22 protein-coding genes are annotated in these 22,688 nt (G+C 62.8%); 10 read left to right on the top strand and 12 right to left on the bottom strand.

The window, feature by feature from the left end:
- Positions 1–141 precede the first annotated feature (141 nt).
- The gene (locus LPW26_RS08235; protein ID WP_238734148.1) at positions 142–876 is read right to left on the bottom strand and encodes a hypothetical protein; all 735 of its coding nucleotides are present in this window, start codon (positions 874–876) and stop codon (positions 142–144) included.
- 223 nt (positions 877–1,099) lie between these two features.
- Between LPW26_RS08235 and LPW26_RS08230 the strand changes: the two genes are divergently transcribed.
- The 3 genes from LPW26_RS08230 to LPW26_RS08220 all read left to right on the top strand — a co-directional run bounded on the left by LPW26_RS08230 (position 1,100) and on the right by LPW26_RS08220 (position 3,999).
- Positions 1,100–1,393, top strand: a complete 294-nt coding sequence (locus LPW26_RS08230) for a hypothetical protein (RefSeq protein ID WP_238734147.1) — start codon at positions 1,100–1,102, stop codon at positions 1,391–1,393.
- 234 nt (positions 1,394–1,627) lie between these two features.
- Positions 1,628–2,725, top strand: coding sequence for a phosphomethylpyrimidine synthase ThiC (locus LPW26_RS08225; RefSeq protein WP_238734146.1), 1,098 nt, complete (start codon positions 1,628–1,630; stop codon positions 2,723–2,725).
- Complete coding sequence (locus tag LPW26_RS08220; protein ID WP_238734144.1) at positions 2,725–3,999, top strand: hypothetical protein; 1,275 nt, start codon at positions 2,725–2,727, stop codon at positions 3,997–3,999. Before LPW26_RS08225 ends, LPW26_RS08220 begins: the two co-directional genes overlap by 1 nt.
- A 138-nt stretch (positions 4,000–4,137) precedes the next feature.
- Here the strand turns inward: LPW26_RS08220 and LPW26_RS08215 are convergent, their stop codons facing one another.
- Both LPW26_RS08215 and LPW26_RS08210 read right to left on the bottom strand, forming a co-directional pair.
- On the bottom strand, positions 4,138–5,340 hold the full coding sequence (locus tag LPW26_RS08215) for a low temperature requirement protein A (RefSeq protein WP_238734143.1): 1,203 nt from the start codon (positions 5,338–5,340) through the stop codon (positions 4,138–4,140).
- Positions 5,341–5,347: 7 nt separating this feature from the next.
- Complete coding sequence (locus LPW26_RS08210) at positions 5,348–5,584, bottom strand: BolA family protein (protein ID WP_238734141.1); 237 nt, start codon at positions 5,582–5,584, stop codon at positions 5,348–5,350.
- Between the two features lie 164 nt (positions 5,585–5,748).
- Here LPW26_RS08210 and LPW26_RS08205 point away from each other — a divergent pair, with 164 nt between their 5' ends.
- From LPW26_RS08205 to LPW26_RS08195, 3 genes are all read left to right on the top strand, one after another.
- Positions 5,749–6,111: a DUF427 domain-containing protein gene (locus tag LPW26_RS08205; protein ID WP_238734140.1), complete on the top strand. Its 363-nt coding sequence runs from the start codon at positions 5,749–5,751 to the stop codon at positions 6,109–6,111.
- An 83-nt stretch (positions 6,112–6,194) separates the two neighbouring features.
- Entirely contained in the window at positions 6,195–7,382 is a 1,188-nt protein-coding gene (locus LPW26_RS08200; RefSeq protein ID WP_238734138.1) for an acyltransferase family protein, read from the top strand.
- 269 nt (positions 7,383–7,651) lie between these two features.
- The gene (locus LPW26_RS08195) at positions 7,652–8,329 is read left to right on the top strand and encodes a hypothetical protein (protein WP_238734136.1); all 678 of its coding nucleotides are present in this window, start codon (positions 7,652–7,654) and stop codon (positions 8,327–8,329) included.
- A gap of 136 nt (positions 8,330–8,465) precedes the next feature.
- Here LPW26_RS08195 and purL read toward each other — a convergent pair whose 3' ends face one another.
- Both purL and LPW26_RS08185 read right to left on the bottom strand, forming a co-directional pair.
- On the bottom strand, positions 8,466–10,676 hold the full coding sequence (purL, locus tag LPW26_RS08190) for a phosphoribosylformylglycinamidine synthase subunit PurL (protein ID WP_238734134.1): 2,211 nt from the start codon (positions 10,674–10,676) through the stop codon (positions 8,466–8,468).
- A 368-nt stretch (positions 10,677–11,044) separates the two neighbouring features.
- Entirely contained in the window at positions 11,045–12,409 is a 1,365-nt protein-coding gene (locus LPW26_RS08185; protein ID WP_238734132.1) for a TrpB-like pyridoxal phosphate-dependent enzyme, read from the bottom strand.
- Between the two features lie 137 nt (positions 12,410–12,546).
- On the opposite strand from LPW26_RS08185, the gene LPW26_RS08180 reads away from it, so the two are divergent.
- A complete protein-coding gene (locus tag LPW26_RS08180; protein ID WP_238734130.1) occupies positions 12,547–13,065 on the top strand; it encodes a PaaI family thioesterase in 519 nt (172 codons plus the stop codon).
- Between the two features lie 300 nt (positions 13,066–13,365).
- Here the strand turns inward: LPW26_RS08180 and LPW26_RS08175 are convergent, their stop codons facing one another.
- From LPW26_RS08175 to purC, 6 genes are all read right to left on the bottom strand, one after another.
- Positions 13,366–14,886, bottom strand: a complete 1,521-nt coding sequence (locus tag LPW26_RS08175) for a cryptochrome/photolyase family protein (RefSeq protein ID WP_238734129.1) — start codon at positions 14,884–14,886, stop codon at positions 13,366–13,368.
- Positions 14,883–15,071, bottom strand: coding sequence for a DUF2256 domain-containing protein (locus LPW26_RS08170; protein WP_238734128.1), 189 nt, complete (start codon positions 15,069–15,071; stop codon positions 14,883–14,885). The genes LPW26_RS08175 and LPW26_RS08170 overlap by 4 nt, the downstream gene beginning before the upstream one ends.
- Before the next feature lie 298 nt (positions 15,072–15,369).
- A complete protein-coding gene (purQ, locus tag LPW26_RS08165) occupies positions 15,370–16,071 on the bottom strand; it encodes a phosphoribosylformylglycinamidine synthase subunit PurQ (RefSeq protein ID WP_238734127.1) in 702 nt (233 codons plus the stop codon).
- Between the two features lie 56 nt (positions 16,072–16,127).
- Complete coding sequence (locus tag LPW26_RS08160; protein WP_238734126.1) at positions 16,128–16,367, bottom strand: DUF1664 domain-containing protein; 240 nt, start codon at positions 16,365–16,367, stop codon at positions 16,128–16,130.
- Positions 16,368–16,390: 23 nt separating this feature from the next.
- Positions 16,391–16,636 (bottom strand): phosphoribosylformylglycinamidine synthase subunit PurS, encoded by a 246-nt coding sequence (gene purS, locus LPW26_RS08155; RefSeq protein ID WP_238734124.1) that lies wholly within the window; start codon positions 16,634–16,636, stop codon positions 16,391–16,393.
- A 171-nt stretch (positions 16,637–16,807) separates the two neighbouring features.
- Entirely contained in the window at positions 16,808–17,575 is a 768-nt protein-coding gene (purC, locus tag LPW26_RS08150; RefSeq protein ID WP_182915243.1) for a phosphoribosylaminoimidazolesuccinocarboxamide synthase, read from the bottom strand.
- A 301-nt stretch (positions 17,576–17,876) separates the two neighbouring features.
- Between purC and LPW26_RS08145 the strand changes: the two genes are divergently transcribed.
- The 3 genes from LPW26_RS08145 to LPW26_RS08135 all read left to right on the top strand — a co-directional run bounded on the left by LPW26_RS08145 (position 17,877) and on the right by LPW26_RS08135 (position 21,147).
- On the top strand, positions 17,877–18,200 hold the full coding sequence (locus tag LPW26_RS08145) for a DUF1476 domain-containing protein (RefSeq protein ID WP_238734122.1): 324 nt from the start codon (positions 17,877–17,879) through the stop codon (positions 18,198–18,200).
- 250 nt (positions 18,201–18,450) lie between these two features.
- On the top strand, positions 18,451–19,233 hold the full coding sequence (gene rhuM / locus LPW26_RS08140; protein WP_238734121.1) for a RhuM family protein: 783 nt from the start codon (positions 18,451–18,453) through the stop codon (positions 19,231–19,233).
- Between the two features lie 72 nt (positions 19,234–19,305).
- A complete protein-coding gene (locus LPW26_RS08135; RefSeq protein WP_238734119.1) occupies positions 19,306–21,147 on the top strand; it encodes an ATP-binding protein in 1,842 nt (613 codons plus the stop codon).
- Between the two features lie 187 nt (positions 21,148–21,334).
- Here LPW26_RS08135 and LPW26_RS08130 read toward each other — a convergent pair whose 3' ends face one another.
- Positions 21,335–22,153, bottom strand: coding sequence for an isocitrate lyase/PEP mutase family protein (locus tag LPW26_RS08130; protein WP_238734117.1), 819 nt, complete (start codon positions 22,151–22,153; stop codon positions 21,335–21,337).
- Positions 22,154–22,688: the final 535 nt, after the last annotated feature.

Below are 22,688 nucleotides of genomic sequence, written 5' to 3'. Positions count from 1 at the left end.
CCGCTGTGCCCGCGGCTCACCCCACCCCGGACCGTATCTCGCTTCGCGAGATGCGGTCCGACCCTCCCCCTCCAGGGGAGGGTAAAGAAGCGCCCGTGGCTGGCACGAACGATTGCACCGGGGCATGACGGGGAGAGGCTTCTACGCGGTCGCAGACTCGGTCGATGCTGCTACGCGGGCCGCGCTACGCGCGCGTGTTTCCTCGGCGCATTTGGCGGCGTGGACTTCGCGGTTGATGACTTGCAGGTTGGGCAGGCCCCAATAGCCGAGCAGTTGCGGCCATGGCGTGTCGCGGTGCTGGCGCCAGACCTTAAACAGCGGCACCTGATGATCGACCTCCGAGGTCTTCAACAGGCGCCGGTTGGTGGTGCCGCAGCGCCGGCCCTGCAGCTTGCGCAGCAGCTTGGCCTGGGCGCTCGGCGCATTCCACAGCTGCCAGGCGACCACACAAGCGCTGTGCCACGTGGCGTTCTTGTTGGGGCCGGCATCCCACAGATCGGCGTGCCAGCCGAACCGGTACACTGCTTGGCCGCAGACGCAGCAGAAGCCAGCGCCTTTCGCGAAGGCTTTTTCGCGATACGGCGCCGGCGGCGCACGAAAGCTGGTGGGCAGGCCCGCGTCCGGATCGCCGCCGATCTGCCAGCGCCATCCTTCCGGCGCGCCGCTGCGGGCGGCGAGTGCGCGGGCGAGCCGCTCGGCGCGCAAGGGATGCGCGCGCCAATAGCCGTCGATCGCCACCCGCAGCGTCGACGGCGCCCACGCACAGCTGCGCGCCCGCACCAGCACGGCCTGCGGAAACGCGTCCGGCAGCCGCTTGCTCAGCCGCGCCAGCGCCTGCGCATTGGCCTTCGCCTTCTCGTCCCGCCAGTTCGACAACCCAGCCCCTCCGCTCCGAGCCACGGTGCCGCGTCGCCCTAAAGCCTTCGTTAAGGCTGCGCGCCCGCGCGTCAACCGCCAAGCGTTCGGCGACGCGGTCCGTCGTCGAGTGGACGCATGACTTGTCGGCATTCGGTCCCGCTGCCGAACTCGGGATAGCAAGTGACGAGACAAGAGCACGCTCGCCGCTTGAACTGCTTGCCTCGCGCCACAGACCAACAGCATGTTCGATCATCTGATGATTGCTCTGGTTGTTCTGTCGTTCGGCTTTCCCGCCCTGCCGTGGCTATTCGGGGCGCGATGGGGCGCCAAAGGAATCTGGCTCAGCACCGCCCTCTCCCTCCTGCTCCTGCTCGGGGGCTTTCCATACTTGTTCGGGGCCGCGTGCCTTGCCACTAACTGCGGCCAGGGCGCGATCGCCATCTTCATGTTGGCGCCGATCTGGATCGTGTCCGCCTTGCTGACGGTCGGTTCGGCGATGATCGTATGGTCAAGATGCAAGAGTCAGCGGCAGTAGAATCAAGGGCAACGATGCTAGATCGCCGCGCCGGGTTCAGCCCGCACATCCCGCTCCGAATCTGCTGCGCCCGTCACTCCACTCGCGGATCGCCTTGAGTCTTCCGGTTTTGACCCTAAGCGGTTTTTGGGGGGGGTACGATTAGATCTCGTGCCACGGCAACAGGCCAGCCTACAACCGCTGGAAATCACTCTATAGATTGTATACTGCTGATTGTAAAAGGGCGAGGCCGACATGGCGCATGTTACCTATAATTCTCCGGACCGACTTCGCGTAGGCGCCGGCTTGCCGGTTCGGGTCAACCTGAGTTTTGGGGTCGAGAACTCCTCTAAAGCTCATCGCGAGATTTCCAAAATCAGTGCCCTGCTTGGTGGCTCTCTTCGGCCCGACCTGTTGATGGATCTTAGCATCGAGGCGATTGATCCGGAGCCTTGGGCCGTCATTCGCAGTGTTTTCTCAGGTCCAATTGGCATGTTGCCCCACTACACATTATTCTCCGAATCTCGCGGACTCGAGGAAGACGCCCTTCTTGAGCGAATTAGGAATGTCACCTCCCGAGGCGTAAATTTCATTACAATCCACTGCTCTCCAACTCGCCAATTATTCGAACTCGCCTGCAGGGTACGCAAGATACCTACGACGAGTCGCGGCGGAGGCGTAGTAATTCGCGATATGCTTATAAATGACCGCAAGCGTAGTATTTTTGCTTTGCTCTTTCCCGACATATGCCGAATCGCTAGCGACGCAGGGACAGTTATTAATCTTGGGACTGCCTTTCGATCGGCGACCGTGGCAGATGGACTGGATGACGTAGTGAAAGAAGAAATCCGAATTCAAGCTGAATATGTCGAGGTGGCGCGAAGCCAGGGCGTCAAGGTTGTCCTTGAGGGACCAGGGCACATTCGCGCAGACCAATTGAGTGATTATTGGCGCCTTATCGAACCCCTCGATGTTCCGCCGATGCCACTCGGCCCAATGGTCAGCGACCGTTACCCGATTGGCGACCATATCGCCAGCGCGATAGGAGCAGCTCAATTTATGAGCCTTAGTCGCGGCGGAGTGATAAATGCGATAACCGCTGTGGAGCACCAAGGTGGCGTCCCAAATCTTAGGCAAATGCAGGAAGGGCTGCAAGCGGCTCTTGTAGCGGCGCAAGTCGCGTCGACCAGTTATTGCGAAGATGCTATGCGGGAGGAGCAACTCATCGCAAATCGTCGAGCAGCGAGACAAAGTTGCGTAATGGACAGCAAAGAGACTGGCTGTAGTCGCTGCGAACGGCTTTGCCCCTTGGTGCATAAAGCCTATGACATTGCGACCAATACGATTCGGTGATGCTTTATCCTGATTTAAACGCGCCCATCTATCTGGGAACCGCGGACAACGCAGCGCAAGGCGAGCCTGCAAGGGCTACACAGCAATTATCATTTGAATTCATTGTTCTTTCGATATTGGGCTTCAAGATTTTGGTAGGGACTCCTTTCGTCTGGCAGTCCCAACCGTCTCTTGCTGCCGTGAGCGAATTTCAACTCCTGTTTGATGATCCTGCAGTTGGCCCGACTTTGACAAGTCGGCCGGGTCTTGGGAGTGTCAATGACTATTTTCTAGAGCGCGAGTCTGACACTAGGCTAGCAAAGCAGCTGACACTTCGGCCAACAAGCGCATTTATTGCTGAGCAACCTGGCAAAAGCGCACTTAATTGGCAGCGCTACATAGGACCTCAAATGCGCGTCGAGCCTCGGATTGACAGCGTTGAACGGCTGTTCCGAGGGCTGATTGTTGAGGACGCCGAAGCATTGAGTGACGGCGGAAGCATCAGGCGATTGGCGGAGTTCGGATTTGGAGCGAAATTCAGTCATAGAGGTCGCGATCTCGCAGACTATCATATGATGTCTCTGGCCGACCGAAGCGCACGCAATCATTTCAGTCGCGCCACTGTTGAGGATGAGATTCTTTCGGCCGATGTTACTTTTGGCTCGATAGACAAATTGCTGACGCGAACTACCGCGCTGTACCAATTGGCCAACGGCGGCGCCCATAACGCTTCTCTATTCACAAAGCCGGACATCTCTAGAGCCATGCGGCACCAAGTAGATCGCCCGGTGATTGATCGCTGGAGCGTTAGTCCGATGAACCCGTATCTATTTGCAGCAGTTATGAACGGGATTGGTGTGAGGCAAATCGCTTGGATTGCGCTCTCGGATATAAGGATTGCTCAGATCGTATCGACCCACAATCCGCTTAGAAGTTTCGCAATGTATTATCGGGAATATCTTGCGAATAGGTTGTTTGATTGGTGTGCGAAGAACAATCTTCCGACGTTCGCCGAAGCCGTTCGAATTCTGAGATATGAACTACTCTTTGACGAACAATGGAAATGGTTGGAACCAGTATCGAAACTACCTGATCGTAGATTCGATTCGACGATTGCCGGTGTCGTTGGAGGGGCATTTGGAGCGCCATTTGGTCTTGACCCACTACGAGTCGGCAGTGCCGTTAGAACAATCGTGGACTCAAGCTACAAAATCATCGATGGTCTGGGATTCATGGACACGATCCGCTTACGGGCGTTATTGCGGCGCTACCTGTCTGAGGTTGGCTTAGTCTAGATGTTGTTTGCAATATGCTGCACTCGAATCAAGTCGGCGCGGCCCATAGGGGCTTCCCTGTCGTCCGCTTCTGGCCCTTAGCGGACCTCAGCGATACTCACGCCAACTCGACGACGTCTCTAGCCCACTCCCCGCCCATCACTCCACCGGCGAGCGCGCGGCGGCGCCGAGGGACACCGCTTCCCAGATGCCTACCGCCAGCAGGATCGCCGTGGTGACGATCGACAGTGCCAGCGGCGCCATCAGCGGCGCGAACGGGATCAGTGCCAGGAGCACCGCGATCCCGGCCAGGTGCGACGGCTGCAGATGGCCGCGCACCGCACGCTTGAACAGCAGCACCCCGATCAGAAACAGCAGCGGGCCGCCGATCGTGCTGAGGGTGACTTCGATATTCGAATGGCCCGAGGGATGCGCCAGCACCTGCTCGTCGCTGACGGCGGTGACGACGATGCCGGCGACGATCGGCAGATGGATGTAGGTGTAGGCGAGCCGCGCCAGCCGGCCGGGATCGCTCGACTGCGAGATCCGCTCGGAGCCGAGATGCACGCCGATGTGGAAGTAGATCCACCACATCGCGATCGCGCCGAGCAGCGTCGAGGCGAAGGCGCCGAACGTCGTCACCGTCCATTCGATGCCGGCGAAGGTCGAGCCGGTCACCACGATCGATTCGCCGAGCGCGATGATGATGAACAGCGCGCAGCGCTCGGCCATGTGGCCGCCTTCGACGCTCCAGTCCTGCGTGGTCGAGGCGCCGATCCACGGCACGTAGAAGCCGGCCACCGGGCCGGTGTATTCGATCGCCAGCGCGACCAGCCACAGTGCGATCTGCGCGGTGCCGTCGAGCGCGCCGCCGGCGAGCCAGAACACGCCGCTGATCACCAGCCAGCTCAGGATGCGGACAAAATTGAGCCGCAGCGGCTCGGAGCGCGGCGTCGTGAAGGTCGCGAAGGCGCTGCGCCCGACCTGCATCGCCACGAAGGCCAGCGCGAACGACAGGCCGCGGCTCTCGAACGCGCGCGGAATCGAGGTCGACAGCAAGAGGCCGGCGCTCATCAGCGCGAACAGCATCAGCCGCACGCGGGTGAGTTCGGGATCGAGCCAGTTGGTGATCCAGGAGGTGTAGACCCACACCCACCAGATCGCCAGCATCAGGATCAACGTCTGCAGCGCGCCGATCGGTGTGAAATGCGCGAGCAGGAAGTGCGAGACTTGTGTGACGGCGAACACGAACACCAGGTCGAAGAACAGTTCGACATAGGTGACGCGGCTGTGCTCGTGCGGCTTGCGCACGCGGAGCAGATTGCGGGCGCCCTCGGCGCCCGTCACAATGCGGCGCCCCAAGGGGCCATCAGGCTTCCGGCACGCCGGTCTGCAGCGCGAGGGCGTGCAGTACGCCGCCCATCTGGCCGCGCAGCGAGGCGTAGACGATCTGATGCTGCTGCACCCGCGACTTGCCCCGGAACGACTCGGAGATCACCGTCGCGGCGTAATGGTCGCCATCGCCGGCGAGGTCGCGAATCGTCACTTCCGCGTCGGGAATCGCGGCCTTGATCATGGCCTCGATGTCGCGGGCATCCATCGGCATTCCAAGTCCTCCGAAATTTGATCGATTCAGGGTGGCTCCGGCATCTGCCATCCCGTACCTGTGAGATACTATAGTGCAGCGTGGCCCTTTCAAAGCCCGCCGAGGTCGCACATCTGGTTGAAGCGCGGCGCCCGCCGCAGCCCGGCCTATCGCGAGGAACGTCCATGAGAATTCCCGGTCCCGATCACCCGATCACGATCACGCCGAATCCGAAGCGGGTGCGCGTCACCGCCGGCGATGTGGTGATCGCCGAATCGAGCCAGGCGCTGACCTTGAAGGAGGCCAGCTATCCGCCGGTGCACTATATCCCGCGGGCCGACGCCAACATGGCGCTGCTGCACAAGACCGCGCGCAGCACCCACTGCCCCTACAAGGGCGACGCCAGCTATTTCAGCATCGACGCCGGCGGCACCACGCTGGACAATGCCATCTGGAGCTATGAGGCGCCGTTTCCAGCCATGACGGAGATTGCTGGCTTCCTGGCTTTCTACCCGGACAAGGTCAAAATCGACGAAATGTCGACCTAACAGTCGTTGCACCTGTCCACATTGCATCTTGCCGGACCGGCAGTTCGTGGCATTGTTCCGCCGCGGATGGACGGAGAAACACCGTGACCACAACCTATCCGACGCGAGATGGCCTTGCCGCGGCTGCGCCTGCCGCCGTTCGCGTGCGCGACCTGTCGCTCGACCGCGCCCGCACCTTCCTCACGATCCTGGTGCTGATTCACCATTCGGTGATCCCCTACACCCATTTCGGCCACACCGACCCGGCCTCCTGGATCGGCTTCGACTGCGTGGTGCTCGCCACCGACAGCTTCTTCATGGCGATGTTCTTCATGCTGTCGGGACTGTTTCTTTGGCCGAGCCTGGATCACCGCCCGCAGATCGGGTCGCTGGCGCGCGACCGCGCGATCCGGCTGGGCATCCCGTTCGCGATCGCGGCCTTCACGGTGATTCCGATCGCCTACTACGCGATCGCGCTGCGCGCCGACCCGATGCTGAGCTTCGTCGATTTTTACCGCAACATGATCACGGTCGGTCCATGGCCGAGCGGCCCGCTGTGGTTTCTGTGGGTGCTGTTCATCTACACCTTCATCGGCGGCACGATGTACCGGATCTCGCGGCACACGCTCGATCCGCTCAACCGGCTCGCGTCGCTCGGCTACCAGCGGCCGTTCGTCTACATCGTGGCGACGTTCGCGATCACCGCAGCGCTATACGTGCCGGCGCGGGTGTATTTCGGGCCCAACCAATGGCTCGAATTCGGCCCCTTCGCCGTGCAGGAAAGCCGCATCCTGCTGTATGCGGCTTATTTCTTCATGGGTGCCGGAATCGGCGCCTGTCATCCTGAATTCGGCGTGATCAGCGCCGGCGGCCGGCTGGCGAAGCAATGGTACATCTGGGCTTTGCTCGCAGTCCTGCCCTACGCGGCGATGTGGGGCTTCATCGGCATCAAGCGCGGCATCCTCGACAATCCGCCGGATCTGCCGATGTGGTACGAAGCCGGCTACGGCCTCGCCTTCGCGGCGTTCAGCGTCACCGTGATCTTCGCCATCTTGGCCTATTTCCTGCGCTTCCAGCGCGCCGGCTGGAGCATCCTCGACCCGCTGCAGCACGATGCCTACGGCATCTTTCTGGTTCACTACGCCTACATGCTGTGGCTGCAATACGCGCTGTACGATCTGGAATGGCCGGCGATCGCCAAGGCCAGCACCGTGTTCGTGCTCGGCCTGCTGCTGAGCTGGGCGACCACAGCGCTGCTGCGGAAAATCCCGGGGGCCTACCGGGTGTTGTGAGCGATCACCCGGACCATAGAGTGTGACGTTCTATGGATATCTCAAGGTGATTATTGATGCGGTTACGCGCGACACTCGGCGGACTCCTTCGAGCCGCGCTCAGATCGAACATTCTGCCGCGCAAACTGGCGACACGCGTCGGAGGCGCGGATCGACAGGCGATCATCAGGTCGTTCATCGACAGGGAACAGCCCGGGCTCGAGATCGGTCCGAGCCACGCACCATTGTGCCCGAAATCCGAAGGATTTTCCGTCGAGATCGTCGATCACATGAGCGCCGAAGGCCTGCGCGAGAAATACGCCGAACACGGCGTCGATCTCGATGCGATCGAGCTCGTCGATCACGTCTGGCATGGGGAAAGCTACGCGGACCTCACCGGTAAACCCGGTGGCTACGGCTGGATCGTCGCGTCCCACGTCATCGAACATTCACCCGACCTCATCGCCTTTCTGCAGAGCTGCGAGGAGGTCCTGACCGGGGACGGCATGCTGGCGTTGGCGATCCCCGACAAGCGGTTCTGCTTCGACCACCTGCGACGCACGACCTCGCTCGCGGCCGTGATCGATGCACACGAAGCCAAGCGGTCGAACCACTCGGTGGGAACCGCCATCGATTATTACTTGAACGTTTGCCGGCTCGCCCCGACATCATCCTGGACGGAAGCCACGGCTGAAACGCTGTCGTTCATCCACGGCATGCCGGATGCTGTCAGCGGCTCGGCCGCCCTGCGCGGTGGCGCATTCCTCGATCTGCATTCGTGGTGCTTCACGCCGTCCAGCTTCCGGCTGATGCTCGGCGATCTCCACGACCTCGGCCTGACCAAACTACGCGAGGCCGCGTTCGTCGAGACGATTGGCGGCGAATTCTTTGTTGCGTTGAGCCGGTCCGGGCAAGGCCACAAGATGTCACGACTCGAGATGGCGGTCCGCACAGCCGCCGAGGGCTAAACGCAGAGGCATGCTGCAAGGCTTGTGACGCCCACGTCTCTTTCGTCATTCCGGGGCGCGCCTCTTGGCGCCAACCCGGAATCCATAACCCCTGCGGCTTGTTACTTAGGCACGACGGATCGGACCTTGAAAGCGTCTACGCCTTCCCCGCCATGTAGTCCGGCAGCCAATGCTCATGCGCATGCCGCAGTGCCTTGAGATCGACGGTGCGTTCGCCTTCGATCTTCAGCGTGTGGCCGCCGGTGGTGCCGATCTGGGTGCAGGGGACGCCGACGTTTTTCAGCTTCGACAGCGTGGTGAGCAGATCGTCCTGCTTCACGGTGACGACGTAGCGGGCCTGATCCTCGCCGAACCACCAGGCGTGCGACACGGTCTCGCCGGGAGGCGCGTCGAGGGAGGCGCCGATGTTGCCGCTGATGGCCATCTCGGCCAGCGCAACCAACAACCCGCCGTCGGAGAGGTCGTGCACCGCCGTCACCGTGCCGGCGTGGATCATGCCGCGAACGACGTCGCCGTGGCGCTTTTCGCAGGCGAGATCGACCGGCGGCGGTGCGCCTTCTTCGCGGCCGCAGATGTCGCGCAAGTACACCGACTGGCCGAGCCAGCCCTTGGTCTCGCCGATCAGCAGGATCGCCTCGCCTTCGGCCTTGAACGCCAGCGTCGCCGACTTGGCGAAGTCGTCGAGCACGCCGACGCCGCCGATCGACGGGGTCGGCAGGATGCCGCGGCCCGAGGTCTCGTTGTAGAGCGAGACGTTGCCGGACACGATCGGCGCATCGAGCGCGATGCAGGCTTCGGCGATGCCCTTCAGGCAGCCGACCAGCTGACCCATGATCTCGGGCCGCTCCGGATTGCCGAAGTTCAGATTGTCGGTGATCGCCAGCGGCTTGCCGCCGACCGCGGTGATGTTGCGATAGGCTTCCGTCACCGCCTGCTTGCCGCCCTCGAACGGATCGGCCTCGCAATAGCGCGGCGTGACGTCGACGGTGAGCGCGAGACCCTTCGGTCCGTCTTCGACACGGACCACCGCGGCGTCGCCGCCGGGGCGCTGCAGCGTGTTGCCGCCGATGACGTGGTCGTACTGCTCCCAGACCCAGCGCTTGCTGCACAGGTCCGGCGTCGCCAGCAGCTTCTCCAGAGCCTCGGCGGCGCCCATCGGCGCGTTGATGTCGCGGGCGTGGATCACCGGCAGCTTCGGCGATTCGGTCCATGGGCGATCGTAGAGCGGCGCCTCGTCGCCGAGCTCCTTGATCGGCAGGTCGGCCTTCACCTCGCCGCCGTGCTTGACGACGAAGCGCTTGGTCGGCGTGGTGTAGCCGACGATCGCGAAGTCGAGGCCCCATTTGCGGAAGATGTCCTCGGCTTCCTTTTCCTTCTCCGGCTTCAGCACCATGAGCATGCGCTCCTGGCTTTCCGAGAGCATCATCTCGTAGGCGGTCATGCCGGTCTCGCGGGTCGGCACCGCGTCGAGATCGAGCTCGACGCCGAGGTCGCCCTTGGCGCCCATCTCCACGGCGGAACATGTCAGGCCCGCCGCGCCCATGTCCTGGATGGCGATGACGCAATCCTTGGCCATGATCTCGAGGCAGGCCTCGAGCAGCAGCTTCTCGGCGAAGGGATCCCCGACCTGCACGGTCGGGCGTTTCTCTTCCGAGCCCTCGTCGAACTCCGCCGACGCCATGGTGGCACCGCCCATGCCGTCGCGGCCGGTCTTGGAGCCGAGATAGACGATCGGCATGCCGACGCCGGAAGCGGCCGCGAGGAAGATCTTGTCGGCATCCGCGAGGCCGACCGCCATCGCGTTGACCAGGATATTGCCGTCATAGCGGGTGTGGAAACGGGTCTGGCCGCCAACCGTCGGCACGCCGAACGAATTGCCGTAGCCGCCGACGCCGGCGACGACGCCGGACACCAGGTGCCGCGTCTTGGGATGCTTCGGATCGCCGAAGCTCAGCGCATTGAGGCAGGCGATCGGCCGCGCCCCCATCGTGAAGACGTCGCGCAAAATGCCGCCGACGCCGGTGGTGGCGCCCTGATACGGCTCGATATAGCTCGGGTGGTTGTGGCTCTCCATCTTGAAGACCACCGCCTGATTGTCGCCGATGTCGATCACGCCGGCGTTCTCGCCCGGCCCCTGCAGCACCCACGGCGCCTTGGTCGGCAGCCCCTTCAGGTGGATGCGCGAGGATTTGTACGAGCAGTGCTCGTTCCACATCGCCGAGAAGATGCCGAGCTCGGTGAAGGTCGGCTCACGCCCGATCAGGTCGAGAATGCGCTGATATTCGTCCGGCTTGAGGCCATGGCTGGCGATCAGTTCCGGGGTGATCTTCGGCTCGGGAGCGGACATAGGGCAGCATTCCTCGGCGCGCCGGAGGGGCCGGCGCGGCTGGCTGTTATGTAGAAAGATCGGCCCTGTGGGGAAAGGGTTTTCTGGCCGGTTTTCCAGCAGCTTTCGTGGGGTTGACGGCCGAAACAGCCGCCCCAGCCGCGGCCGGCTCCTTCTCCCCGCCCTTGCGGGGAGAAGGGTGGGATGAGGGGCATGGCAGTGAGCCAGCGTCGAGCAAGATGGTGCGGAGGCGCACGGCGCCGCGCAGCGCGCGTGCTGACCCGAGAAGGCAGGCCCGGGTTGATGCTGTGCCTGGCCCCTCACCCGGATTGCTGCGCAATCCGACCTCTCCCCGCAATGCGGGGAGAGGTTAGGCAGTGCCTCGTGGCTTAAGCCGCCACCGCCGGCAACGCCGCCAGTGCCGTTTCGAGGTCGGCTTCGTCGTAGTCCTGATCGACCAGCTTGCCTTCGAAGTAGTTGATGTAGGCCTGCATGTCGAAATGGCCGTGGCCGGAGAGGTTGAACAGGATGGTTTCCGCCTTGCCCTCGGCCTTGCAGCGCAACGCCTCGTCGATCGCGCAGCGCACCGCGTGGGTCGATTCCGGCGCCGGCACGATGCCCTCGGTGCGGGCGAACTGCACGCCGGCTTCGAAGCAGCCGACCTGCTTGTAGGCGCGCGCTTCGATCAGGCCGAGCTCGTAGGCGTGCGACACCATCCCGCTCATGCCGTGATAGCGCAGGCCGCCGGCGTGGAAGCCCGGCGGGATGAAGGTCGAGCCGAGCGTGTGCATCTTCACCAGCGGCGTGAGATGCGCGGTGTCGCCGAAATCGTAGGCGTAGGTGCCGCGGGTCAGCGTCGGGCACGCCGCCGGCTCGACCGCAATGATCCGACGCGAGCGGCCGCCGCGCAGCTGCAGGCCGAGGAACGGGAACGCGAGGCCGGCGAAGTTCGAGCCGCCACCGGCGCAGCCGATGATCACGTCGGGATCGTCGCCCGCCATTTCGCATTGCGCGATGGCTTCCTGGCCGATGATGGTCTGGTGCAGCATCACGTGATTGAGCACCGAGCCGAGCGCGTATTTGATGTCCGGATTCTTCGCCGCGACCTCGACCGCTTCGGAGATCGCGATGCCGAGCGAGCCGGGGCTGTCCGGATTCTGCGCCAGGATGGCGCGGCCGGAGTCGGTCTCCGTCGACGGCGAGGCGATGCAGCGTGCGCCGTAGGTTTCCATCAGCGCGCGGCGATACGGCTTCTGGTCGAACGAGACGCGGACCTGGAACACCAGCACGTCGAGATCGAACAGCGAGCCGGCGAACGCCAGCGACGAGCCCCACTGCCCGGCGCCGGTCTCGGTCGACAGCTTCTTGATGCCGGCCTGCTTGTTGTACCACGCCTGCGGCACCGCGGTGTTCGGCTTGTGCGAGCCGGCGGGCGAGACGCCCTCGTACTTGTAGTAGATCTTGGCCGGCGTGCCGAGCGCCTGCTCGAGGCGGCGCGCCCGCACCAGCGGCGACGGCCGCCACATCCGGAAGATGTCGCGCACCGGCGCAGGGATATCGATATAGCGATCGGTCGCGACCTCCTGGAGGATCAGCTCCATCGGAAACAGCGGCTCCAGATCGCTCGGGCCGACCGGCTGATGCGTGCCCGGATGCAGGACCGCAGGCACCGGCGTCGGGAAGTCGGCATTGAGGTTGTACCAGGACTTCGGGATGTTCTCCTCGTCCAGGACGTACTTGATCTGGTCGCTCATTCTGTTCTCCCTCAGGCGGCCCATTGTGTGGCCGGGAGGGTATTACAGCGCGGACCGGCCTGCCAATTGCGCCGTGTCAATTGAATGACGCAGCTCCGTGCCCGGCGGCGATTGCATTGCAGCGCATCATCGGATTTATGGAGAGAGCTCGACCAAAGGATAATTCCGCCGTGCAGCAGACCGCCGACACCCGCTCCCACCGCCCGGACCTGACGATCGCGACCGAGGGCGAGTTCGCCGGCTGGCGGACCTGGACGCGCGACACCTTCGAGTCGCACAACGGGCCGTTCTGGCACCGCATCGATGACGACGGCCGCGTCCGCTGCGCCTTCCGGGTCGAGAAGAAGCACCTCAACGGCATGAAGGCCGTGCACGGTGGCTGCTTCATGACGTTCGCCGACTACTGCCTGTTCGCCATCGCCACACGGGAGCTCGACGGACCGGGCGTAACGGTGGCGTTCGGCGCCGAATTCCTCGACGCGGCTTTCGAAGGCGAGCTGATCGAAGCGTTCGGCGAAGTCACCCGCGCCGGCAAGTCGCTGATCTTCGTCCGCGGCATGCTGAAAAGCGGCGACCGCCCGCTGTTCACCTTCTCCGGCACGATCAAGCGCGTGAAGCGCAAGGTGCCGGCGACCGAGGTCGCGGATAGTCACTGAGGGAAGCTGTCGCTCCGCGATTCATTCCGGGGCGCGAGCGCAGCTCGCAAACCCGGAATCCCGAAGTTGCCAAGCACCGCCCCTCCCCGTCATTCCGGATTGCGCGCCACCGGGGCCGCGCGCAAGTCCGGAATCGATAACCACCGCACTCGCGGTTACTCACCTTCAGTAGCCACGCCGGACTCAATCAGCATCGCAAGGGGGTATGGATTCTGGGTTCGCGCTGCGCGCGCCCCGGAATGACGAACGAGAGGTTTGTGGCGCGGAGAAGCGCAGCAAGGACTTCGTGGGTGGCCTAGGCTACTTCGTCGGCAGCCCGTCGAGAAACGCCTCCGCCTCTGCCGTAATCGCTGCCTTGCGCGCCTCATCCCAGCCGGCCAGCCTGCGATAGGGCATCGCCAAACGCTGATTGCCGCGCAGCTGAGGCGCGTTGCGGATCAGGAAGGCCCAGTACAGATAGTTGAACGGGCAGGCCTTCGGTCCCGACTTCTGCTTCACATCGTAAGCGCAGCTTTTGCAGAAGTCCGACATCCGATCGATATAGGCGCCGGACGACGCATAGGGCTTCGAGGCGAGCAACCCGCCATCGGCGAATTGCGACATGCCCTGCACATTCGGCAGCTCGACCCACTCATACGCGTCGGCATAGACGACCAGGTACCATTCGGCGATCTGCTTGGGATCGACGCCGGCGAGAAGCGCGAAATTGCCCGTCACCATCAGGCGCTGAATGTGGTGCGAATAGGCGTGCCGCCGGGTGTGATCGATCGCCTCGGCCATGCAGTGCATCTCGGTCTCGCCCGACCAGTACAGCCAGGGCAGATCGCGCGTGGCTTTGAGTGCGTTGGTCTGCGCGTAGTCCGGCATCTTCAGCCAGTACACGCCGCGGACATATTCGCGCCAGCCGAGGATCTGGCGGATGAAGCCTTCGACCGCGTTCAGCGGTGCGCGCTTTGCGATGTATTCGCGTTCGGCCGCGACGCAGACTTCGCGCGGCGTCAGCAGGCCGGCGTTGAGATAGGGTGAGATCGCCGCGTGAAACACGAACGGCTCGCCGGTCGCCATCGCATCCTGATAGGCACCGAAATTCGGCAGCGCGTGTTCGAGAAACGCCTCGAAGGCCCGCAGCGCGTCGGCGCGGGTCACCGCCCATTCGAACGGGTCGAGGTCGCCGAAATGATCACCGAACCGCGCCGCAACCAGCTTGATCACTTCGCGAGTGATGGCGTCCGGCTTGACGCCGAAACGCTGCGGCACCGCCACCGACGTTGGCAACCTCTTGCGGTTGTCACTGTCGTAATTCCACTGCCCGCCGGCGGGCTCGTCACCTCGCATCAACAGATCGGTCTCGCGCCGCATCTCGCGATAGAAGAACTCCATCCGCAGCGCCTTGCGCTCGGCGGCCCATCGGGCGAACCGCGCCGTGGTGGCAAAGAAGCGGTCATCCTCGCGGATCTCGACCGGCACGCCGAGATCCAGCGCGCGAAACTCCGCCATCAGCCGCCATTCGCCCGGCGCGGTGAGGACGACGCGCGACGCCTTGTGGCGCTTCACCGCCCGTTTCAGCTCGCCGGCGATCGAACCGGTGTTACCGCGCGCATTCAGCTCGATGTAGTCGACACGGAGGCCGTCGGCGCGCAGCTCCCCGGCGAAGTGCCGCATCGCCGACAGCACGAAGGCGATCTTCTGCTTGTGATGTTTGACGTAGGTGGTCTCGTCTGCAACCTCGGCCATCAGCACCACGTCGCCGTCTGCCGCGTCACGCAGCTCCGCGATGTCGCGGGTCAGTTGGTCGCCGAGGACGAGCCGCAATGCCGTCATGCGCGGGCGACGTCCGCGGCTGTCCCGGTGGTGCGGTTGGCACGGCGTAGCTCGCCCTTGCAGCGCTCCGAGCAGGTCTTGACCCCGTCCCAGTCCCGCGCCCACTTCTTGCGCCACGCGAACGGCCGGCCGCAGGCCACGCAGGTCTTCTCAGGCAGGTCGGTTTTGGATCGCATCCGGGGCATAGGGGTCCGACAGGTTCGGTAGGTGCCGGATGAGGTACGCGGGGGACGGGAAACGGTTGCATCGGCCGCGCCGGGACCCTCTCGTTCGTCATTCCGGGACGGGCTTGCGCGAGCCCGGAATCCATATCCCCTGGACTCGCGGAGGCGCACAGCATCGCCGACGCTGCGACTCACAACAAAGCACAGTGGCTATGGATTGCCGGTTCGCTCGCTACGCGAGCGCCCCGGAATGACGAACGAGAGGCAGGGAAGCGCGGCAATGGATTGCCGGGTCAAGCTCGGCAATGACGGCAGTTAACTATGCCGCCGCCTTCAGATGCGCCGCCAGGCCTTCAAACAGGCCGCGGCCGTCGGTCGAGCCCATGATCGGTTCGACGTGGTTTTCCGGATGCGGCATCATGCCAAGCACGTTGCCGCGTTCGTTGACGATGCCGGCGATCGAGGCGGCGGCGCCGTTGATGTTGTGGCTCTCGCCGATCTCCCCCTCGGGCGAGCAGTAGCGATACAGCACGCGGCCGTCGCCCTCGAGGCGCTTCACCGTCTCTTCGTCGGCTTCGTAGTTGCCTTCGCCGTGCGCCACCGGGACCTTGATCACCTGTCCGGCGGTGTAGCCGCGGGTGAACGGGCTGTCGGCGCGCTCGACCCGCAGATGCACGTCGCGGCAGATGAATTTCAGCCGCGCGTTACGCATCAGCACGCCGGGCAACAGGCCGGATTCGCACAGGATCTGGAAGCCGTTGCAGACGCCGAGCACGAGGCCGCCATCGGCTGCAAACTTGCGCACCGCGTCCATCACCGGCGCCCGCGCGGCGATCGCGCCGCAGCGCAGATAATCGCCATAGGAAAAGCCGCCCGGGACGACGACGAGGTCGGTGCCCTGCGGCAGCTCGGTGTCGGCGTGCCACACCATCGCGGCATCGGTGCCGGAGACGAGTTTCAGCGCGCGCGCCATGTCGCGCTCGCGATTGATGCCGGGGAAGACGAGGACAGCGGATTTCATGCAATTTCCGATTTAGCGTAGAGCGGGTCTGGGACGATCTAATCCACTGCTTCGTGTCAGGTCGACATCGTCGGCGCGTCGTTCAGATCCAGACGGCGCTCGATGTGTTCGAGCCGACCATCGAAGCGACCGAGGATTGCGTACACGTTCTGGACGTCCTGTTGCATGGAGATCAAATAGCCACGCACGGCGTTCATTTCGGACTTCAATTCGTCGACCTTGTGGTCGACCTTGTCCAATCGGTGCTGAACCTGCTTCAGCACCTCAAAAATCAACTCATTGCTCACTTCAGCCATGACCTGATCCTCTGAATTTGACCCTAGCCCAGCACCTCGACGCGATAATTCTCGATCACCGTGTTCGCCAGCAGCTTGTCGGCGGCGTCTTTCAGCGCGGCTTCGGCTTTGGCTTTATCAGCAGCGCCGTCGAGCTCGATGTCGAACACCTTGCCCTGCCGCACGCTGGCGATGCCGGCGACGCCGAGCGACTTCAGCGCGCCCTCGATCGCCTTGCCCTGGGGATCGAGGATCCCGTTCTTCAAGGTAACAGTGACTCGTCCCTTCATGATCGCCTCGATGGTCCCCTCGTCGTGCCGGGCGCAGCCTCGCCCCGCTGGTCATTCCGGGGCGCGCGCCCTTTGCGCGCGAACCCGGAATCTCGATCGTCGTAACAACTTCTGGATTCCGGGTTCGCCGCTGCGCGGCGCCCCGGAATGACGGTGCGTGTGGATGCGCCCTCAGCCCTTCACCAGCACCGGACCCGATCCGACCGGGCGCTCGTTTTCCATCAGGATGCCGAGGCGCTTGGCGACTTCGGTGTAGGCCTCCAGGAGGCCGCCGAGATCGCGGCGGAAACGGTCCTTGTCGAGCTTCTCGTTCGACTTGATGTCCCACAGCCGGCACGAATCCGGCGAAATCTCGTCGGCAACGATGATCCGCATCATGTCGTTCTCGAACAGCCGGCCGCACTCCATCTTGAAGTCGACCAGACGGATGCCGATGCCGAGGAACAGGCCGGTCAGGAAATCATTGACGCGGATCGCCAGCGCCATGATGTCGTCGATCTCCTGCGGCGTCGCCCAGCCGAACGCCGTGATGTGCTCTTCCGAGACCATCGGGTCGTTGAGCTGATCGTTCTTGTAGTAGAACTCGATGATCGAGCGCGGCAGCTGGGTGCCCTCCTCGATCCCGAGCCGCTGCGACAGCGAGCCGGCCGCGACGTTGCGCACCACCACTTCGAGCGGCACGATCTCGACTTCGCGGATCAGTTGCTCGCGCATGTTCAGCCGGCGGATGAAATGGGTCGGCACCCCGATGTCGTTGAGGTGCTGAAACAGGTACTCCGAGATCCGGTTGTTGAGGACGCCCTTGCCCTCGATCACCTGATGCTTCTTGGCGTTGAACGCGGTGGCATCGTCCTTGAAGTGCTGAATCAGGGTTCCGGGCTCCGGACCTTCATAAAGCACCTTGGCTTTGCCTTCATAAATGCGACGTCGCCGGCTCATGGGGATGTACCGTGTTTTGTTGAAATCCATGGATTGGTGGCTCCGTCTGAGGATGTAGACCCACGGCGGAGCTGCCGTGAAGGCCGGAACCGGAAACAGAACAAGAACCTAGCCTCGCCGCAACCTAGCTGATTGGCCGGTCCGGCACAATCGATCCGGCCGGGTACGGCCAAGTTTTACCCGTCCGGCTGCGTCCTTGTTGGCAGTTGTCTTGTCGTTCCGCTCTGGATATCTAGGCATCGAACCCGCCCACCGCAAACCGGCCCATTCCCGCGGCCGGCTGACCAGATCGGAACAAGACATGACCACTTTCGACAAGCGCGAGGAAGGATTCGAGAAGAAGTTCGCGCATGACGAGGAACTGAAGTTCAAGGCCGAAGCTCGCCGCTCCAAGCTGCTCGGCCTGTGGACCGCCGAAAAGCTGGGCCTGACCGGCGACGCCGCCGCGGCCTATGCCAAGGAAGTCGTGGTGGCCGACCTCGAGGAAGCCGGCGACGCCGACGTCGTCCGCAAGGTCATTAAGGACCTCGCCGACAAGGGCATCACGGTCACCGAGCCGGAAATCCGCGTCAAGCTCGGCGAATTCCTCGCCCAGGCGGTGATCGAGATCAAGGCCGGGAAGTAAGGCGAGCGGTCCCGGGATACCGCGGCCCGCCTCGTGCTTTCGCCGCAGAGTTGGAAAATGCCCGGGCTGGTCCCGGGCATTTTGTTTATCTTGAAGGTCGAGGCCCTTGGACACAAACACGCTCCAACCGATTCAAGATGAGACGGCATCTCCGAGGCCGGGACAGCGTCGGTGAGGCGGCATGGCACCTGAGGATGGCAAGGGCGAAGGCGAACTGATCCTCTACCGCACCGAGGATGGCCGCGATGCATTGCAGCTTCGTCTGGTAGACGGCACGGTCTGGCTGACCCAGGCCGAGATCGCGCTGCTGTTCGAGACCACCCCGCAGAACATCACCCAACATCTGAGCGCCATCTACCAGCAGGGCGAACTGACGCCGGAGGCAACTTGTAAGCAATCCTTACAAGTTCGACTGGAAGGCGAACGCCAAGTCCGTCGGACAACGAATCTCTACAATCTCGCCGCCATCCTGGCGGTCGGCTACCGCGTCCGCAGCGCGCGCGGGGTTCAGTTCCGGCGCTGGGCCACCGAGGTTCTGAACGACTATCTGGTCAAGGGCTTCGTCATGAACGACGAGCGCCTGAAGGACCCTGCCGGTTTCGACTATTTCGACGAGCTGCTCGAACGCATCCGTGACATCCGGGCGTCCGAGAAACGATTCTATCAAAAAGTCCGCGACCTATTCGCCGCAACCAGCGCCGATTACGACCCCAAGGCCGCGACGGCCAAAACTTTCTTCGCCTCGATCCAGAACAAGCTGGTGTTCGCCATCACCGGGACGACCGCCGCCGAACTGATCGTCGCCCGGGCCGATCCGTCCCGGCCGAACATGGCGCTGACGAGTTGGAAGGGCGAGCGCGTCCGCAAAGGCGACGTCACCATCTCGAAGAACTATCTCACCGCCGCGGCCGCGGTCATCGCTGCAGACCACGAGCAACACATTATCACCGGTGACTCCGATCTGCCCCGCGCACAGCCGGTTCTACATGCGGCGCATCCAGATATAGCAGTAGCCCCGCAAGCGGATTCCTAGTCGGCAGGATTAGTGATCCGATCATTGAAATCTACAAGAAGTTGGCTCAAATATGCTGGCTGGAGGGTTGAGATGACTTCTCATTCGGCAATTGCACCACTGAAAGTCGGCGATGAGGACTTCCTTGTCGCTAGCATGATCGAGCGATGCCCTAAGACCATGATGCTGCGAGAACTCACGATGAATGCGCTCGAAGCAGCTCGCCTTGCCCCGGAGAATGAACGCTTGGTCGAGATCAGGCCCTACGAGCACAATGGCGCGAGCAAGCTTGTCATCTGGAATACCGGGACCGGCATGAGTGCACTGGAGCTGCACCAAATGTGCGACATCGCTGCTTCGATCGGAAAGAAAAAGAGTCTTACCGGCAATTTTGGGATGGGCGCAAAAGTTGCTTCCCTTCCCTCAAATCAGCATGGCATGCGTTATCGTTCCTGCAAAGACGGCAGAGTGTCGGAGGTTATTCTGTGCAAACGCGAGGGGGCATACGGTCGCCTACGCCGCAAGGACGAAGATGGCGAGGTGCATGAGGTTGTAGATGTGACCGCTGCCGTCGTTTCAGACGGCTGCGACATATCCTCAGATTGGACGGAGGTTATGCTGCTGGGCAATCGCTCCGAGCAGGACACCGTGCGCGATCCTTACGACGGAGATCCAGTCCAAGATACGCAATGGATAGCGACATATCTTTACCACCGCTTCTATAGGCTCCCCCCGGGTGTCCGCATGGTGCTGAAAAAAGGGACCAACAAACTCGACGGCAACCGAGGGTTTGAACCGATCACCGCGCGTTTAGAGCGGCACTTTGAGAAATACGAGACGGTCACCACCCTTAGTGGCATCAAAATTCATTATCTGTATGACGCGCCTTATGACAAGGCGACCGGGCACAACCGATCCATCAGTGGCGCAATCGCTTCGGCTGTGAGCACATGTGCAGTCGTTTATCGCGACGAAATGTACGATGTCGGCAAAGGGCGCGGATGGACACAAAATGCGCCAATCTTCGGAATCCCATTCGGCGCTCGACACATATCAGTGCATATCGAGTTGCCCGACGATGCGCCGGTCATTTCTGATGGCTATCGCCAATTTCTTCGCTACGCCGGAGGCGAACAGGATCAGATATCAACGAAAGATTTTGCCGAAACGGTCCGGGATCACCGGCCTATATGGCTACTTGATCTCATCCGTTCGTTTGCACCCGAAAGCACATCAAGCAACGATATCAGAGACGAACTACAGAAACTACTGAACGATCTTCAGGTTCAAAGAACCAGCCCGCGCGTTAAGGGAAGCGGCCCCATCTTAGCAGAACTAGGTAAGGGCCCAGGAGCTGAGTCTCGAGGCGACGGCCTCGGCGATTCGCGCTTGAACGGGTCTGGTGACCCAGCGGGACACAAACCCAGGGATCTCACAGCAATTCCGACAGGAGCGAAACGTGCTGATATGTTTGTGAACATGGAACGCGCGCCAGAGATTATTCCTTTGCATGACGATGCAGAGATTGAGGAGAAAGGCGTCAAGGGACGAGCCGCTCGGTATTACATCGACACCGGTCAGCTCTTCATCAATATGCAATACCCTGCCATCGAAAAGATGCGAGCATTGCTTGAGATGGAGTATGCTTCTGCGGCTGACCTCGACGCAATGCGCATACTCGTTCAGCAAAATGCGGAACGTTCAATCATGCTGCGCGTCGGGCGGGCCGTGGTTTACGCCTTGGCAAAGCAGTTGATGAAAGAGTGGGATAGCGTCGCAGTGGAACGCGCGCTCTCACCCGAGAGTTTGAGCGTCGCGGCAGACGACTACCAAGACTCTTTGCAGACGGCGCGCCGTGCCTTGGGTGCACGCTTGCGGGTGTCGAAACCTGGCACCGATGCAGAATATTCGGTAGCACTGGAAGACCACCAATAAGCAGTTTAAGCGTATGCCGCTGCCGCATGTGATCTCGGCTGGGGTGACTTTGCTAACCGTTGTCCTTGTTGCCTTGGGCCTTGAGGTCTAGTCGCTCGATCCTGAGCCGCCGCGCGACAGAGTCCGATCTCACCGCGCGCGGTCGGCGTCGCCTCACCCAAGCTTCGAGGCTTGCCAACGACAACCGTCACTTCCCCCCAAACAACCCGTTCAACTCCGCCCCCTTCGCCGCCCCGGCGAAGGCCGTGAAGGTCCCCTCCCCGGCGATCTCGCGGGCTGCATTCAAGAACCCCGCCCACGCGGCGCGCGCCAATGCGCCGCCGACGCTGATGCGGCGGACGCCGAGGTCGGCGAGGGCGACGACTGTCATGGTCGGCTGCACGATCAGCACGTTGAGCGGCTTCGGCGCGACGGCTTTCACCAGCGTGGTGATCTCGGCTGCGGTCGAGATGCCCGGCGCATAGAGGCAATCGGCGCCGGCGTCGGCGAACGCCACCAGCCGCGCCGCGGTCCTGGCGAGGTCGCGCTCGCCGCACAGGAAGCCTTCGCAGCGCGCGACCAGCAGCACGTCTTCGCCGGTGGCGTCGATCGCAGCGCGGGCCGCCTTGATACGGTCGAGGCCGAGCGCGTCGTCGTAGAGCGGTCGCGCCGCGTCGCCGGTCGAGTTCTCGATCGACAGGCCGGCGATGCCGGTCGCGACCGCGCGCGTGACATTGGCGGCGACGCCTTCCGGATCGTCGGCGAAGCCGCCTTCGAAATCCGCATTGATCGGCAGATCGACCGCCGCGCTGAGCGCCCTCAGATGCGCCAGCACGTCGTCGCAGCCGACACGGTTGTCGGCGCGTCCGGTCGACCACGCATAGCCCGAGCTGGTCGAGGCCAGCGCCTTGAAGCCGAGCTGCTGCAGCAGCCGCGCCGAGCCGACGTCCCACGGGTTGGGCAGCACGAAGCAGCCCGATTGATGCAGTTGGCGAAACGTGGCGCGTTTCTGCGAGGTGGTGGTCATCGGCGTCTCCCGTGATTTTCGAGACAGGCTAGCACGGCCGGCGAGCGACCTCGCGGCCAGCGGCTGTGCGGAAGACGATCGACACAGGCGCGACGTGACATGGGGCCCGCGAAATCGGCAGGAAGACGTGCGCGGGCGGCGACGTCTGTCCCACCTTGTGACGCCGCTTCGCGCCCGCATTAACGTTCAGAACGCTGGCGGAACAAAGCGGTGACGAATCACAGCGAATCGGGCCGTGCGGGAAAACGCGTCCTCATGTTGCGGCACCAGGCGCGTGATTGTGCTAAATCTGGGGGCTCGCTGTCCGCACGCTATTACAGCGCAAGGCGCAAGAGTTAACGCCGCCGGTGGTGGCGGTTGCCTGCATCAGCGCAACGACATTCATCGTCAGCATCATCCCCGGGGTCGCTTCGCTCGCCCGGGCTACACGGGGTGCCGTCGGCGTCGTCCCACCCTGCGACAGAGTGCCCGATCCTCATTAACGTTCGGAACGCAGGCGGAACAAACCGCCGACGAATCACAGCGAATCGGGACT

The organism is Rhodopseudomonas infernalis (assembly GCF_022271405.1).
Classification (GTDB): domain Bacteria; phylum Pseudomonadota; class Alphaproteobacteria; order Rhizobiales; family Xanthobacteraceae; genus Rhodopseudomonas; species Rhodopseudomonas infernalis.
This window is presented reverse-complemented; position numbering and strand designations above follow the sequence as displayed.

Excerpts from the sequence above, each read along its gene's own strand:
- LPW26_RS08160 (WP_238734126.1), bottom strand. The coding sequence starts at position 16,367 with ATGGCTGAAGTGAGCAATGAGTTGATTTTTGAGGTGCTGAAGCAGGTT.
- LPW26_RS08205 (WP_238734140.1), top strand. The coding sequence starts at position 5,749 with ATGAGAATTCCCGGTCCCGATCACCCGATCACGATCACGCCGAATCCG.
- purL (WP_238734134.1), bottom strand. The coding sequence starts at position 10,676 with ATGTCCGCTCCCGAGCCGAAGATCACCCCGGAACTGATCGCCAGCCAT.
- LPW26_RS08130 (WP_238734117.1), bottom strand. The coding sequence starts at position 22,153 with ATGACCACCACCTCGCAGAAACGCGCCACGTTTCGCCAACTGCATCAA.
- LPW26_RS08170 (WP_238734128.1), bottom strand. The coding sequence starts at position 15,071 with ATGCCCCGGATGCGATCCAAAACCGACCTGCCTGAGAAGACCTGCGTG.
- purQ (WP_238734127.1), bottom strand. The coding sequence starts at position 16,071 with ATGAAATCCGCTGTCCTCGTCTTCCCCGGCATCAATCGCGAGCGCGAC.
- purC (WP_182915243.1), bottom strand. The coding sequence starts at position 17,575 with ATGAGCCGGCGACGTCGCATTTATGAAGGCAAAGCCAAGGTGCTTTAT.
- LPW26_RS08145 (WP_238734122.1), top strand. The coding sequence starts at position 17,877 with ATGACCACTTTCGACAAGCGCGAGGAAGGATTCGAGAAGAAGTTCGCG.
- LPW26_RS08230 (WP_238734147.1), top strand. The coding sequence starts at position 1,100 with ATGTTCGATCATCTGATGATTGCTCTGGTTGTTCTGTCGTTCGGCTTT.
- LPW26_RS08135 (WP_238734119.1), top strand. The coding sequence starts at position 19,306 with ATGACTTCTCATTCGGCAATTGCACCACTGAAAGTCGGCGATGAGGAC.
- LPW26_RS08220 (WP_238734144.1), top strand. The coding sequence starts at position 2,725 with ATGCTTTATCCTGATTTAAACGCGCCCATCTATCTGGGAACCGCGGAC.
- LPW26_RS08210 (WP_238734141.1), bottom strand. The coding sequence starts at position 5,584 with ATGCCGATGGATGCCCGCGACATCGAGGCCATGATCAAGGCCGCGATT.
- LPW26_RS08180 (WP_238734130.1), top strand. The coding sequence starts at position 12,547 with ATGGAGAGAGCTCGACCAAAGGATAATTCCGCCGTGCAGCAGACCGCC.
- LPW26_RS08175 (WP_238734129.1), bottom strand. The coding sequence starts at position 14,886 with ATGACGGCATTGCGGCTCGTCCTCGGCGACCAACTGACCCGCGACATC.
- LPW26_RS08195 (WP_238734136.1), top strand. The coding sequence starts at position 7,652 with ATGAGCGCCGAAGGCCTGCGCGAGAAATACGCCGAACACGGCGTCGAT.
- purS (WP_238734124.1), bottom strand. The coding sequence starts at position 16,636 with ATGAAGGGACGAGTCACTGTTACCTTGAAGAACGGGATCCTCGATCCC.
- LPW26_RS08185 (WP_238734132.1), bottom strand. The coding sequence starts at position 12,409 with ATGAGCGACCAGATCAAGTACGTCCTGGACGAGGAGAACATCCCGAAG.
- LPW26_RS08225 (WP_238734146.1), top strand. The coding sequence starts at position 1,628 with ATGGCGCATGTTACCTATAATTCTCCGGACCGACTTCGCGTAGGCGCC.